General features: G+C 73.4%; 14 protein-coding genes. 8 read left to right on the top strand and 6 right to left on the bottom strand.

The window, feature by feature from the left end:
* Positions 1–146 precede the first annotated feature (146 nt).
* Positions 147–1664: a class I adenylate-forming enzyme family protein gene (locus ACFUUZ_RS09895; RefSeq protein WP_378694433.1), complete on the bottom strand. Its 1518-nt coding sequence runs from the start codon at positions 1662–1664 to the stop codon at positions 147–149.
* 59 nt (positions 1665–1723) lie between these two features.
* Between ACFUUZ_RS09895 and ACFUUZ_RS09890 the strand changes: the two genes are divergently transcribed.
* From ACFUUZ_RS09890 to ACFUUZ_RS09870, 5 genes are all read left to right on the top strand, one after another.
* Positions 1724–2902 carry a CaiB/BaiF CoA transferase family protein gene (locus ACFUUZ_RS09890; RefSeq protein WP_378694431.1) on the top strand — a complete coding sequence of 393 codons (1179 nt, stop codon included), beginning with the start codon at positions 1724–1726 and terminating at the stop codon, positions 2900–2902.
* Positions 2899–4170 carry an acetyl-CoA hydrolase/transferase family protein gene (locus ACFUUZ_RS09885; protein WP_378694429.1) on the top strand — a complete coding sequence of 424 codons (1272 nt, stop codon included), beginning with the start codon at positions 2899–2901 and terminating at the stop codon, positions 4168–4170. Before ACFUUZ_RS09890 ends, ACFUUZ_RS09885 begins: the two co-directional genes overlap by 4 nt.
* Positions 4170–4937, top strand: coding sequence for an enoyl-CoA hydratase/isomerase family protein (locus ACFUUZ_RS09880; protein WP_378694427.1), 768 nt, complete (start codon positions 4170–4172; stop codon positions 4935–4937). Before ACFUUZ_RS09885 ends, ACFUUZ_RS09880 begins: the two co-directional genes overlap by 1 nt.
* 92 nt (positions 4938–5029) lie before the next feature.
* Complete coding sequence (locus tag ACFUUZ_RS09875; protein WP_378694425.1) at positions 5030–5338, top strand: 2Fe-2S iron-sulfur cluster-binding protein; 309 nt, start codon at positions 5030–5032, stop codon at positions 5336–5338.
* A gap of 64 nt (positions 5339–5402) precedes the next feature.
* Positions 5403–6029, top strand: a complete 627-nt coding sequence (locus ACFUUZ_RS09870) for a TetR/AcrR family transcriptional regulator (protein ID WP_378694422.1) — start codon at positions 5403–5405, stop codon at positions 6027–6029.
* A gap of 89 nt (positions 6030–6118) precedes the next feature.
* Here the strand turns inward: ACFUUZ_RS09870 and ACFUUZ_RS09865 are convergent, their stop codons facing one another.
* On the bottom strand, positions 6119–6667 hold the full coding sequence (locus ACFUUZ_RS09865; protein ID WP_378694420.1) for a TetR/AcrR family transcriptional regulator: 549 nt from the start codon (positions 6665–6667) through the stop codon (positions 6119–6121).
* Between the two features lie 102 nt (positions 6668–6769).
* Here ACFUUZ_RS09865 and ACFUUZ_RS09860 point away from each other — a divergent pair, with 102 nt between their 5' ends.
* On the top strand, positions 6770–7681 hold the full coding sequence (locus ACFUUZ_RS09860) for an esterase/lipase family protein (RefSeq protein WP_378694418.1): 912 nt from the start codon (positions 6770–6772) through the stop codon (positions 7679–7681).
* Here the strand turns inward: ACFUUZ_RS09860 and ACFUUZ_RS09855 are convergent.
* Genes ACFUUZ_RS09855 through ACFUUZ_RS09840 form a run of 4 tightly spaced genes read right to left on the bottom strand, consistent with a single transcriptional unit; the run spans position 7660 to position 11881 of the window.
* Complete coding sequence (locus tag ACFUUZ_RS09855) at positions 7660–8505, bottom strand: SDR family NAD(P)-dependent oxidoreductase (RefSeq protein ID WP_378694416.1); 846 nt, start codon at positions 8503–8505, stop codon at positions 7660–7662. The genes ACFUUZ_RS09860 and ACFUUZ_RS09855 overlap by 22 nt on opposite strands.
* Entirely contained in the window at positions 8502–9398 is an 897-nt protein-coding gene (locus tag ACFUUZ_RS09850; RefSeq protein WP_378694414.1) for an LLM class F420-dependent oxidoreductase, read from the bottom strand. Before ACFUUZ_RS09850 ends, ACFUUZ_RS09855 begins: the two co-directional genes overlap by 4 nt.
* Before the next feature lie 3 nt (positions 9399–9401).
* Positions 9402–10634: an acyl-CoA dehydrogenase family protein gene (locus ACFUUZ_RS09845; RefSeq protein WP_378694412.1), complete on the bottom strand. Its 1233-nt coding sequence runs from the start codon at positions 10632–10634 to the stop codon at positions 9402–9404.
* Between the two features lie 17 nt (positions 10635–10651).
* Positions 10652–11881 (bottom strand): acyl-CoA dehydrogenase family protein, encoded by a 1230-nt coding sequence (locus tag ACFUUZ_RS09840; protein WP_378694410.1) that lies wholly within the window; start codon positions 11879–11881, stop codon positions 10652–10654.
* Between the two features lie 143 nt (positions 11882–12024).
* Between ACFUUZ_RS09840 and ACFUUZ_RS09835 the strand changes: the two genes are divergently transcribed.
* Together ACFUUZ_RS09835 and ACFUUZ_RS09830 are read left to right on the top strand one after the other, a co-directional pair.
* Positions 12025–13317, top strand: a complete 1293-nt coding sequence (locus ACFUUZ_RS09835) for a cytochrome P450 (RefSeq protein ID WP_378694407.1) — start codon at positions 12025–12027, stop codon at positions 13315–13317.
* Entirely contained in the window at positions 13314–13502 is a 189-nt protein-coding gene (locus ACFUUZ_RS09830) for a ferredoxin (RefSeq protein WP_378694405.1), read from the top strand. Before ACFUUZ_RS09835 ends, ACFUUZ_RS09830 begins: the two co-directional genes overlap by 4 nt.
* Positions 13503–13516: the final 14 nt, after the last annotated feature.

The raw sequence follows: 13516 nt of genomic DNA, 5'->3' as shown, positions 1-13516 counted from the left end.
TCGCCCCGTCAGGCCGAACAGCCGCAGGACCGGGCCGAGCTGCGAAGGCGTCGCCCCCGGCCCCGGGTCGACCGCCCCCGGTCCCGGGCCTGCCGCCTCCGAACCTACCGATCCCGACCCCGGGTCTACCGGCCCGTGCTCCGGGCTCATCGGACCGGCTCCGCGTCCGCCGCGGTGACGAGCGCGGTGAGCCCGGTGCGTTCGACTTTGCCCATGGCGTTCACCGGCAGCGCCGCCACCCGCGCCCACACCTCGGGCACCTTGTACCCGGCCAGCTCGCGGCGGCAGTGCGCCGCCAGCACCGCGAAGTCGAGCGGGTGCGCGCTCTCGACGACGGCGGCGACCCTCTGGCCGAGCCGCTCGTCCGGCACCGGGCAGACCGCGACCTTGCCGACGTCCGGATGGGTGGCGAGCACCCGCTCCACCTCCAGCGGGTAGATGTTCGCCCCGCCGCGGATGATGACCATCTTCTTGCGGTCGAGCACCGCGAGGTTGCCCGCGGCGTCGACGGTGCCGATGTCGCCGGTGGCGAAGGGGCCGGGTGCGGGCGGCTCGACCCTGCCGTTCGCCCAGTACCCGAGGGTGGGACGCCAGAGCCCGGCCCACGGCCCTGCGGCCGCGGCGGCGAGCCGGAGTTCGCCGAGCGCGCCGGGCGGGAGCCGGGTGCCCGCGTCGTCGTAGGCGGCGACGTCGAGCTGCGGGGTCACGACACCGCTGCCGCCCGGCGTCCAGGACCCGTCGGGCGGGTCGATGGCGACCACGGTCGGTGCCTCGCTGAGGCCGTAGGTGGCGCGCGGGACGATGCCGTGCGCCGCCGCGAAGGCCGCGCGCAGGGCGTCCGGGGTGTCGCTGCCGCCGCTCCAGACCTCGCGCAGCGAGCCGAGCTCCGCCTCCGGCCGCCGGGCCAGGTCGTGCAGCTGCGCGGGGGCGCCGTTCCAGACCGTCACCGCGTGCCGCTCGATCCACTCGGCCACCCCGGCGACGTCGCGGCGGTCCATGACGACCGCGCAGCCCTGCGCCTGCGCGGTGGTCAGGGTGGAGAGCACCAGCATGTTCAGGATGGTGAGCGGGAAGCTGTCGCCGCGGCGCAGCTCCGGCCCCCAGCCGCGGGTGGCGACGGTGACCGCGCCGGGCAGCAGCAGGTTGCGCTGGCTGTGCACCACCGCCTTGGGGCGGCCCGACGTGCCGCTGGTGAAGCCGATCCCGGCCGGGGCGTCGATGTCCTGCGGGACCGCGGGCGCCGGCTCGGCCGCGGCCACGAGCTCGCTCCACCGGTCCCCGTCGATGACAGAACGGGATTCTCCGCTCCAGCGCGGCCCGGCCAGCACCGCGCTCGGCTCCAGGAGATCGTGCAGGTACTGCTGCTCGGCCGGGGCCAGCGCCTCGCCGATCCCGGCCCAGATCGCGCCGATCCGCTGCGCGCCGTGGAAGGCGGCGACGATCGCCAGGTCATTGGGCAGGCAGGCGGCGACCCGGTCACCGGGGCGGAGGCCGAGCGCCCAGAGCGCGCCCGCCGCCCGCGCCGCCTGCTCGTCGAGTTCGGCATAGCTCCAGGTCCCGGCGGCGCCGATGACGGCGGGGGCCGCCGGGCGGGCGGCGAGCGCGGCGTCGAGCACGGCCGCGACCGGCCGCGGGGTGCGGAGTTCACCGGAGAAACTGTCCACCGCTCTTTGATACCACTATCCTTGCAAGGATTCATCAGATAGCGGCGGAAGAGGACGCGATGGAGCACACAGGTCCGCTCTCCGGGGTCCGGGTCATCGACCTCACGGCGATGGTGATGGGCCCCTACTGCACGCAGATCATGGCCGACATGGGCGCCGAGGTGATCAAGGTCGAGCCGCCGCGCGGCGACGACACCCGCTACATCTCGGTCGGCCCCGAGCCGGGGATGAGCGGGGTCTTCGTCAACGTCAACCGGGGCAAACGCAGCGTGGTGCTCGACCTGCGCACGCAGGAGGGGGCGGCGGCGCTGCGCGGACTGGTCGCGAGCGCCGACGTCTTCGTGCACTCCATGCGCGCCGCCGCCATCGAGCGGCTCGGCTTCGGCTACGCCGAGGTGGCGGCGCTGAACCCGGCCATCGTCTACACCAACTGCTACGGCTACGGCCGCGGCGGCCCGGACGCCGACCGCCCGGCCTACGACGACACCGTGCAGGCCGAGTGCGGCATCCCCGCGGCGCAGGAGCTGCTCACCGGCGCGCCCGGGTACCTGGGCAGCATCGTCGCGGACAAGGTGGCCGGGATGACGGCGGTGTACGCGACCACCATGGCGCTGTTCCACCGCGAGCGGACCGGGGAGGGGCAGGAGGTGGAGATCGCCATGTTCGAGACCATGGCGGCGTTCATGCTGGTGGAGCATGCCAACGGGAGGCTCTTCGACCCGCCGCTCGGCGCGGCGGGGTACCCGCGGGCGGTGGCGCCGAATCGGCGGCCGTACCGGACGGCGGACGGGTACCTGGCGGCGCTGGTCTACAACGACAAGCACTGGGCCGCGTTCGTCGGCGCCGTGCGACCGGCCTGGGCCGGGCCGGAGTTCGCCACGCTGACGCAGCGGGCGGAGCGCATCGACGAGGTGTACTCGCTGCTCGCCGCGGTGTTCGCCGAGCGGACCACCGCCGAGTGGCTGGTGCTGCTGCGCGACCTGGAAATCCCCGCCGCGGCGGTGAACTCGCTGGACGACCTCTTCGAGAACGAGCACCTGAACGCGGCGGGCTTCTTCCAGACGGTGGAATCCCCGCACGGCCCGCTCCGCTTCCCCGGCCCGCCCGCGTGGTTCTCCCGCACCCCCGGCCGGGTGGCGGGCCCCGCGCCCAGGCTCGGCGCCGACACCGAGGCGGTCCTCGCCGACCTCGACGCCGGCGGCGCGCAGTCCGCCGCGGACGGGCGGGTGGCGCGGTGACGGCGACCGTGGCACTCGCCGATCTCGACCTGCGCGCCATTCTCCGCCCCGGCGACCGCATCGTCGCGGGCCAGGCCTGCGGCGAACCCACCTCGCTGATCGAGGCCCTGATCGAGCAGGGCCCGCAGCTCCCCGACCTCTCGCTCTTCATCGCCACCAGCTTCTCCGGCCTCCTCACCCCGGCCGCGGCGAAGGCGTTCCGCCCGGTGAGCATGGGTGCCATCGGCGCCCTCCGCGCCCTCGCGAAGACCCATGTGCTGGACGTGATCCCGTGCCACGTGAGCCGCGTCGGCCCGATGATCGAGGTGGGCGCCATCCCCTGCGACGTCGCCTTCATCCAGGTCGCCCCGGCGGACCGGGACGGCACCCACAGCCTCGGGCTGATCAGCGACCACGTCCTGTCCGCCGTCCGCGCCGCCCGAACCGTGGTGGCCGAGGTCAACGACCGCGTCCCGCGCACCGCGGGCGAGCGCATCGCCGCCGCGGCGATCGACTACGCCGTCCCGGTCTCGCGGGACCCGGTGCAGGTGCCGCCCGCCCCCATCACCGAGCTGGACCAGGCCATCGCCGGGAACGTCGCCGAGTTCATCGGCGACGGCTCGGTGCTGCAGGTCGGCGTCGGCGCGGTCCCGGACGCCGTGCTGCGCCTGCTCGGCGACCGCCGCGACCTCGGCGTGCACTCCGGCATGCTCGGCGACGGCCTGGTCGACCTGGTCGAGGCGGGCGTGATCACCAACGCCCGCAAGCGGATCGACACCGGCGTCTCGATCACCGGCGCCCTGATCGGCACCGACCGCCTGTACCGCTTCGCCGACCGCAACGACCGCATCGGCCTCCGCACCACCGCCTACACCCACGACCCGGCGGTGCTGGCCCGGCTCGACCGCCTGGTCACGATCAACTCCGCGGTCGAGGTCGACCTGACCGGCCAGGTCAATGCCGAGCAGAGCGGCGCCGCCTACCTGGGCGGCACCGGCGGCCAGGTCGACTTCGTGCGCGCGGGCGCCCGCTCGCCCGGCGGCCGGGCGATCATCGCGCTGCCCGCCACCGCCAGGGCAGGCGCGGTCAGCCGGATCACCGCCGCGCTCTCCGGCCCGGTCACCACCGCGCGCAGCGACGTGGACGTGATCGTCACCGAGTTCGGCGCCGCCGAGCTGGCGGGCCGCACCCTGGCCGAGCGTTCCCGCGCGCTCACCGCCATCGCACACCCCGACTTCCGCGAGGAGCTGGACCGCGCCGCCCGCGAGATCCAGCGGAGAGGATTCTGATGAGCGACGACGCCGTCCTGTTCGACGCCCGGCAGGACGGCATCGCCGTCCTCACCCTGAACCGCCCGGACACCCGCAACTGCCTGGCGCGGGAGGTCCGCGACGGCCTCTTCGCCGCCTGGGAGCGCTTCGAGCGCGACCCCGCGCTGCGCGTCGCGATCCTCACCGGCGCGGGCCGGACCTTCTGCGCGGGCGGCGATCTCAAGGAGATGGTCGCGACCGGCATGGGCGTGCCGCCCCGCGACATGTTCCCGATCCCCTACGACACCATCGAGCTGAGCAAGCCGACCATCGCCGCCGTGAACGGCCCCGCCTTCGCGGGCGGCTGGATGATCGCGCAGTCCTGCGACCTGTGCGTCGCGGCGAGCACCGCCACCTTCGCCGTCACCGAGGTGAAGGTGGGGCGCAGCTCGCCGTGGGCGTCGCCGCTCATCCACATGATCCCGCAGCGCGTCATGATGGAGATCCTGCTGACCGGGAAGCCTATCGACGCGCGCCGCGCCTACGAGATCGGCCTGGTGAACAGGGTCGTCGAACCGGAGAACCTGCTGGACACCGCGCTCGACCTGGCCCGCGACATCCTGGCGGGGGCGCCGCTCTCGGTCCGGGCCGCCAGGGAGACGGTCATGCTCGCCACCGAGATGGGGCGCTCGGCGGCGCTGCAGGCCGCCAGGCACGCCTCCGCCCGGTGCTACGAGAGCGCCGACGCGCAGGAGGGGCCGCGCGCCTTCGCCGAGAAGCGCAGGCCGGAGTGGACCGGGCGCTGAGCCCGTGGTTGACCGGCTCCGCGAGGCCGTGCTAAGCATGTGCTCAGCATTTGTGCTGAGTGATCGCTCGACCAGAGCAGGGGAGTAGCGCCATGGCCGGAAACGCCAACGAGCCAGCCACCGCCACCGCCGTGGAGGCGACGATCCTGCTCGACGGGCGCACCGAGACGGTGCGGCTCGCCACCGACGAGACGGTGCTCGAGGCGGCCCGCCGCGCCGGGTTGAACCCGCCCTTCGCCTGCGAGGCGGGGAACTGCGGCACCTGCATGGCGGTGCTGGTGGACGGCCGCGTGGAGATGCGGATCAACGACGCGCTGACCGATGAGGACCTCGCCGAGGGGTATGTCCTCACCTGTCAGTCCGAGCCGCGCACCCCCGCGATCACGATCGAGTACGAGTAGCCGGAACGCGCTTGAGAATAATCCTCTCGTGTCTCAGAATGCAATTCTGAGAGGCGGTGGCGAGGTGGACGAACCGGGTGCGGTGGCGCGCCGGATCGCGCAGCGGGCGCTGGCCAGGCGCGGGGCAGGCTACGCCGACGAGGTGCGGCGGCTGCTGGACGCCGCCCTCGCCGTCATGGCCGCGGCGGGCACCACCGCGAAGCCGCGGGTGTCGGACATCGTCGCCGCCGCCGGGCTCTCCAACGATGCCTTCTATCGGCACTTCCCGTCCAAGGACGCGCTGGTGGCGGCGCTGCTCGAGGACGGGGCGGAGCGGCTCGCGGGGTACACCGCGCACCGCATGGCGGGGGAGCGGGAGCCGCGCGCCCGGGTCCGGCGGTGGGTGGCGGCGGTGCTCGCGCAGGCCGAGGCGGAGTCGGCCGCCGCCACCCTGGCCGTGCTCTGGAATGCGGCGGGTCCCGGCATCGCGCTCGAACCCGGCCCCGGCGTGGTCGGCGAGGCGCTGGCCGCCCTGCTGCACGCCGATCTGGCCGAATTGGGCAGCGCCACTCCCGAACTCGACGCCGCCCTCATCGCGCATGCCACCATCGGCACCCTCACCGACCTGCTCCGCCGCCGCGAACTCCCCGACGCCGCGCTCGCCGACCGCGTCACCGCCTTCGCCCTGCGGGCCCTGACTCCGCCCGCCTGAGCGTCCGGGCGGTTCCGCTCCGGTGCGCGCCGCGCCCGCCCGGACGCCGGTCGGGTACGGCGGACCAGCACCCGAACCGCGCCCCGCCCTCACCCGGCCGGGCGCGCCACCAGTGTGAGCGCGGCGGCGCGCAGCTCGGGACGGGGTTCGCGGGCGTAGAGCTCGGTGAGCGCGATCTCCGCCACCATCGCCACGAGCAGGTGCGCCACGGCACCCGGGTTCGGCCAGCCGATCGCGCTCAGATCCGGTTCGATGGCCGCCGCGACGGACCCGTTGCGCGCGTGCACCTCGTCCAGCAGGTCGGTATCGGTCCGCGACTGCGCGAGGAACGCCTTGGTCCCGTGCGTGGCCAGGCAGGCATCCAGATACCCGGCGACCCCCGCGCCGAGCCGCTCCGCCCCTGGCTCCAGCCCGGAGGTGATGTTCGCGACCGTCGCGCCGAGCTCGTCGTGGTACCGCCGGTGCAGCGCGACCACGTAACTCCGGCGATCCGGAAAGTGATGGTAGAACGACCCTTTCGCCATCCCGGCCCGCTCGACGACGGCATTGATCGAGAGCCCGCGCAACCCGCGATCCGCGGCGACCTCCGCGCCCGCGGTGAGCAGCGCGGTGCGACCCGGCTCGGCCGGACGTGGCATGTGGTTCCTTCCTCTGACCCCTTTCGCCGATCCTACCGGCACGCTATCTTATGACCGACCGGTCGGTCATAACGATCGATCGGCGGCTACCAGGAGAGAGACATGCGCCTTCCCCGCCGCTGGGCGGTACTGCTCGCCGCGCTCGCCACGCTGGGCACCGGAGCCCCCGCCACCGCGGACGAACTGCCCACCTACAGCTACCTGTCCGGGCTGGCCGCGCAGCTCACCGCCCCCGGCACCGCACCGCCCGGCGCGAACACCGGGTGCAGGCCGAGCCCGGAACACCCCGAGCCGGTGGTGCTGCTGCACGGCCTGAGCACCGACACCGTCAGCTGGAACACCCTCGCGCCGGTGCTGGCCGGGGCGGGCTTCTGCGTGTTCTCGCTGACCTTCGGCACCGGTGCGCTCGGCCCGATCGGCTCGGTCGGCCCGGCGCCGGAGAGCGCGCGGCAGATCGCCGCCTTCATCGACCGGGTGCGCGCCGAGACCGGCGCCGCGAAGGTGGACCTGGTCGGGCACTCGATGGGCGGCGCCATCCCGTTCTACTACCTCCGCAACCTCGGCGGGATCCCGGCCGTCGACGACTACATCGCGCTGGCCGCGCCGCTGCACGGCGCCACGCTGAGCGGCACCGCCGCGCCGTTCGCCGCCGTGCTGGAGCAGTTCGGCCTGCGCGATCAGGCGGAGGAATCCTGCGGCCCGTGCCAGTTCTCACCCGGCACGGCTTTCCTCGCCGAGCTGGACCCGGACCCCGCCATCGCCCCCGACATCAGCTTCACCACCATCGTCACCCGCTACGACCAGATCGCCACCCCCTGGACCACCGGCCAGCTGACCGGCCCGAACGTCCGCAACGTGGTGCTCCAGGATCTGTGCGCGACCGACTACACCGAGCACTTCGAGCTCACCGCGGACCCGGTGGCCGTGCGCGAGATCCTGAACACCCTCGATCCCGCGCACGCCGCCCCCGCGGACTGCACCGTGGTACTGCCCTACATCGGCCCGGTCGGCTGACCCCGGAGGTACTGCGGCGGCACGTGATTCGCCCACCCCTCGCCGGGCCAGTTGAACCACCCAGCGGAGGCGTGCGTGCCCCCGTCGGGATGCAGGGTGGTGCCGGTGAGGTAGGCGGAGAGCCGGGAGGCGAGGAACACCACGCAGTGCGAGACGTCCTCGGGCACCCCGGCCCGGCCCATGGGGATCGCCACCCTGACCCCGGCGGGGTCGTCCAGCGCGCCGTCCCCGCCGCCGATCCGGCGCAGGTTCGGGGTGGGGATGTAGTCGGGGGCCACGGTGTTCACCCGGATCCCGTCCGGCGCCACCTCCACCGCCAGCGTGCGGGCGAAGTGCTCGACCGCAGCCTTGGCCGCCGCGTACACCGCGAAACCCGGTGCGGCGCGGTGCGCCTCGATCGTCGAGATGGTGATGATGCTGCCACCGCGCCCCCCGGCCCGCATGCGGGGAACGGCGAGCGCGCAGGCGTGCAGGACGTGCGTGAGGTTGGTGCGCAGCAGCGCGTCCCAGCCGCCGGGGGTGGTGTCGGTGAAGGCGGCGCGGAAGGTGCCGCCGACCACGTTCACCAGGGTGTCCAGCCTGCCCCAGCGCTCGTCCACCGCGGTGCAGAGCGCGGTGAGCTCGGCCGGGTCGCGCACGTCGCCGACCCGGACCAGGACGCCGTCCGGCAGCGCGGCGGCGGCCTCGGGGTCGCGGTCGAGCACGGCGACCTCGACCCCGTTCGCCACCAGGTCCGCCACGATGGCTCGCCCGAGCCCGCCCGCCCCGCCGGTGACGATCGCGACGGTCCCTGCCAGCCCGGCCCGCTCCTCGAACCAGCTCATGTCAGGTAGGTCCCGCCGAAGGCCGCCAGGAAGTCGAAGGTGGCCGCGGCGGTGGGGGTCCGGTTGGAGATGACCAGCCAGTCCACCCCCGCCGCCGTCAGCTCGGCGAAGGCTTCGCGGTGCCGCTCCGGCTCGATCGTCGGGTCGGCGGCGGCGTGGTAGGAGTACACCAGCTCGATGTGCTCGGTGCGCCCGGCCGCGGCGGCCTGCTCCCGGATCTCGCCGATCTTGCGGGCCAGCTCCTGGATGGTGCCGAGCTCCGCGGTCCGAGCCGTGGTGCTGAGCTCCGCGCCGCCGGTCATGGGAATCCAGCCCTGGGCCTTGGCCGCGACCCGCCTGCGGCTGAGCGCGGAGTTGCCGCCCACCCAGATCGGGATGGGCCGCTGCACCGGGCGCGGGCGGGCGACCACCTCCCTGGCGTCGAAGTGCGCGCCGGTGTAGCTGAACGGCTCGCCGCTCCAGTGCAGCGGAAGCACGTCGAGCGCCTCGTCGAAGAGCGTGTTCCGCTCCGCGAAGTCGACACCGAGCGCGTGGAATTCGCCCTTGAGGTAGCCGGTGCCGAGCCCGAGGGTGAGCCTGCCGCCGGAGAGCAGGTCCAGGGTGGCGGCGGCCTTGGCGAGCAGCATCGGGTTCCGGTACGGCGCCACCGAGAGGTAGGTGAGCAGCCGCAGCCGGGTGGTCGCGGCCGCCGCGAAGGAGAGCGCGACGAACGGGTCGAGGGTCTGGTGCCCGCCGGAGGCCAGCCAGCGCGCGCCCGGCGCGGGGTGTTCGCTGACCGAGAAGCCGTCGAAGCCGTGCCGCTCGGCCGCCGCGGCCACCTCGGCGAACGGCCCGGCGTCCAGGAGGTCGCCCCGGTCGCCAGCGAGTTCGGGGTAGTGGAACAGGAAGCGCACCGGTCACCGCCGCCCGTGCTTGACCTGGTTGAACGGCACGTCCCGATCCGCGGCGTACTCGCGCGGCATGCCGAGCACCCGCTCGCTGATCACCGTGCGCGCCATCTCGGTGCTGCCCCCGGCCAGGCTCCAGGCCGCGCGGAACAGGAAGTCCAGCCCGACGGTCTCGGTGTCGGCCGCGGCGCCAGGGGCGTGCGTCGCCCCGTCCGGCCCGGCGATTCGCAGCGCGGTATCCGTTTGCAGCCAGGCGTTCTCGGCGGAGAAGAGCCGGGTGATCGAGCCCGCCGCGGGCGGCAGCGCGCCGCTGGTGATGGCCCGGGTGATGTGGTCGATGAGCTGGTCGCGCACCACGGTCATGGCGCGGGCGGCGCCGATGTCCTCGCGGACCCTGCTATCGCCGAGCTGCCCGGTCGCCCGTGCGAGCCGCAGCAGGGTGTCCGCCTCGCCGCCGAGGTGCGGCTTGGCCCCGCTGGTGAAGGGCGAGGTGCCGCCGAGCGCGGCCCGCTCGTGGAAGAGCAGCCGGGAGGCCGCCGCCCAGCCCGCGTCCACCTCGCCGAGCACCGCGTCCGGCGGCAGCTCGACGTCGTCGAAGAACTCCTGGCAGAACTCGGTGGAGCCGGTGACCTGCTTGATCCGCTGCACGGTGACGCCGTCGGCGTGGACGGGGACCAGGAACATGGTGAGGCCGCGGTGCTTGGGCACCTCCCAGTTGGTGCGGGCCAGGCAGAGCCCGTAGTCCGCGGCGTAGGCGCCGGAGCTCCAGATCTTGGAGCCGTTCAGGATCCAGTTCTCGCCGTCCCGCTCGGCGCGGGTGGTGAGCCCGGCCAGGTCGGAGCCGCCCTGCGGCTCGGAGAGGAACTGGACCAGCAGCTCGTCCCCGCGCAGCACCGCGGGCAGGTGCGCGCGCTTCTGCTCCTCGGTGCCGAGGTCGAGCAGGCTGGCCGCGCAGATCGCCAGCGTCGGCACATTGAGCAGCAGCGGCATCTCGTAGGGCAGCGACTCCTCGTCGAAGGCGCGCTGGTGCGCCGGGGTCAGGCCGCGGCCGCCGTACTCCGCGGGGAAGCAGATGCCTGCGAAGCCGCCGTCGTGCAGCATGCGCTGCAGCTGCCTGGCGCGGTCCCACGCCTCCTCGGAGTCGGACTTCATCTCGGTGCCGGAGGAGGGCGGCAGGTTCTCCCGCAGCCATGCGCGCGCGCGGGCGCGGAAGTCCTCGACGGGCTCGGTGTCGGTGCTCATGCGTGCGGGCCTTTCGGTCAGGCGGCGGATTCGAGCAGGTCGGTGATGTGCCTGCGGTGCTCCTCCGGCGTGCCGTAGAGCGCGCGCCCCAGGGTGATCCGGCGCAGGTAGAGGTGCAGGTCGTGCTCCCAGGTGACGCCGATGCCGCCGTGCAGCTGCACGCAGTCCTGCGCGATCACCGGGGTGCGTTCGGCCACATACGATTTCGCGATGCTCACCTGCTCGGTGGTGGCGGGGGAGTTCGCGTCCCAGGACGCGGCGGCGGCGAAGGCGGTGGCGCGGCACGCCTCCAGCCAGGTCTTGTTGTCCGCCATGCGGTGCTTGAGCGCCTGGTAGGAAGCGAGCGGGCGGCCGAAGGTGTAGCGGTCGAAGAGCCAGCTCAGGGTCGCGGTGAGCGCCTGGTCGGCGGCGCCGACCGACTCGGCGGCGGTGAGCAGCGCGGCGGTGTTCGCCTGGGCGCGCAGCGCATCGACCGCGGCATCGCCGGAGTGCACGGCGGTTCCGGCGGCGTCGGAGAAGGTGACGGTGGCGGTGCGGCGGGTGAGGTCGATGGTCCAGGCCGGGCTGACCGTGACGCCAGGGTCGTCGGCGCGCACCAGCAGCTGCACCGGGCCGTCCGCGCCCGCCGCGGTCACCAGGAAGACGTCGGCCTGGTCGGCCGCCTCCACCCGGTCCTTGGTTCCGGTGACCCGGTACCCGTCCCCCGACCGGGTCGCGGTGGTGCCCGTCGCCCGGCCGTCGCCCGCCTCGGTCGCGGCAGTGTCCGATGCCTGCCCGACGCCTGACTGGGCCGCGACAGGGTCCAGGGCACGCCCGGCCGCGGCGATGTCCCATGCCCGCCCGCCGAGCGCGTCGAAGCCGCGCCCCGGCTCGTACACCGCCCAGGTGGCGATGGTCTCGCCGGAGAGGATCGCGGCCACCGTCTCGGCCGCGTCCTCGGCGGTCGCCAACCCCGCCAGCACCGCGCTGGTCGTGACGAACGGCCCGGGCGCGGCCGCGCGGCCCAACTCCTCGGCGACCGTGGCGAGCTCGGTCATGGGCTGCCCGGAGACCGAGCCACCCCCCAGCTCCTCCGGCACCAGCATGGCGGTCCAGCCGAGCTCGGCGCCGCGACGCCACCACTCCCGGTCGAAGCCGGTGCCGGACTCCGCCAGCGCGCGGACCGTGCCGATCGGCACCGTCCCGGCCAGGAAGTCGCGAGTGGTCGCCTGGAAAAACCGCCGGTCCGCGGTGGAATCATCGGTCATGGATCCGGTTCCTTCGGTTGACGCGCAGCTGCCGTTGTGGAAATCTCATACTCACATGTGAGAGGCTTATTCTCAATCACGGAAGTAGACCGGCAAAGTCAGCCGCGCAGCGGTGTCCGCCGGAGTGTCGAAGGGACCGTCGCGTGGTGAACAACTTTGAGGATCTGGACTTCTTCCTCGGCCAGGAGCTGGTCGACGATCCGTATCCGTACTTCGACGAGCTGCGGGCCAAGTGTCCGGTGACCCGCGAGAAGCACCACGACGTCATGATGGTGACCGGGTACGACGAAGCCCTCGAGGTCTACAACGACGTCGACCGGTTCTCCTCCTGCATCGCCGTGACCGGCCCCTTTCCCGGCTTCCCGGTCAAGATCGAGGAGGGCGACGACGTCGCCGCGCTGATCGCCGAGCACCGCGACAGCCTCCCCATGAGCGACCAGCTGCCCACCCTGGACCCGCCGACGCACACCGATCACCGCGCGCTGCTCATGCGGCTGATCACGCCGAAGCGGCTCAAGGAGAACGAGGAGGCGATGTGGACCATCGCCGACCGCATGCTGGACAACTACCTCGCCACCGGCGGCGACTGCATGCGCGAGTTCGCGGGCCCCTTCACCCTGTACGTGATCGCGGACCTGCTCGGCGTCCCGAGGGACGACCAGGAGGAGTTCCTGCACACGCTGCAGCGCGACCCGCACCGCAAGGAGTCGGTGGGCAGCACCGGCGGCGACGACATGTCGCACAACCCGATCGAGTTCCTGTACGGCAGATTCTCCGCCTACGTCGAGGACCGCAGGCAGAACCCGCGCAACGACGTGCTCACCAGCATGGCCACCGCGACCTTCCCGGACGGCTCGCAGCCCGAGGTGCTCGACGTGGTCCGGGTGGCGGCGAACCTCTTCTCGGCCGGTCAGGAGACCACCGTGCGGCTGCTGAGCTCGGCGCTGAAGCTCATCGCCGAGCGGCCGGACATCCAGCGGTACCTGCGCGAGGATCCCAGCCGGATCCAGAACTTCATCGAGGAATCGCTGCGGATGGAGAGCCCGGTCAAGGGCGACTTCCGGCTCGCCAAGGAGACCGGGACCGTCGGTGAGACCGAGGTGCCCGCGGGCACCGTCCTCATGGTCGTCAACGGCGCCGCCAACCGCGACCCGCGCCGCTTCGACGACCCGACCACCTTCGACCCGGCCCGCTCGAACGCCCGCCAGCACCTCGCCTTCGGCCGCGGCGTGCACACCTGCCCCGGCGCCCCGCTGGCCCGCGCCGAGGCGCGCGTCGCCATCGAGCGGCTGCTGGCCCGCACCACCGACATCCGCATCGACGAGTCGGTGCACGGCCCCGCCGACGCCCGCAAATACCACTACCTGCCCACCTTCATCCTGCGCGGGCTCACCGCGCTGCACCTGGAACTCGATGTGGCGGAGGGCGATAAGTGAAGGTCACCGTCGACGAGGACCGCTGTCGGGGACACGGTGCGTGCCTCGGGCTGTGCCCCGAGGTCTTCACGCTGACCGACGACGGGTACGCGGAGGCGATCGCCGGGGCGGTGCCTGCGGAGTTCGAGTCCGCCGTCGAGGAGGCGGTGTCGGCCTGCCCGGAGCGGGCGATCACGCTCGAATAGCTCCGCGGTAGCCC

The organism is Nocardia sp. NPDC057353 (assembly GCF_042667085.1).
Classification (GTDB): Bacteria; Actinomycetota; Actinomycetes; order Mycobacteriales; family Mycobacteriaceae; genus Nocardia.
The sequence above is the reverse complement of the archived record's forward strand: the minus strand, read 5'-3'. Positions and strand labels throughout refer to the sequence as shown.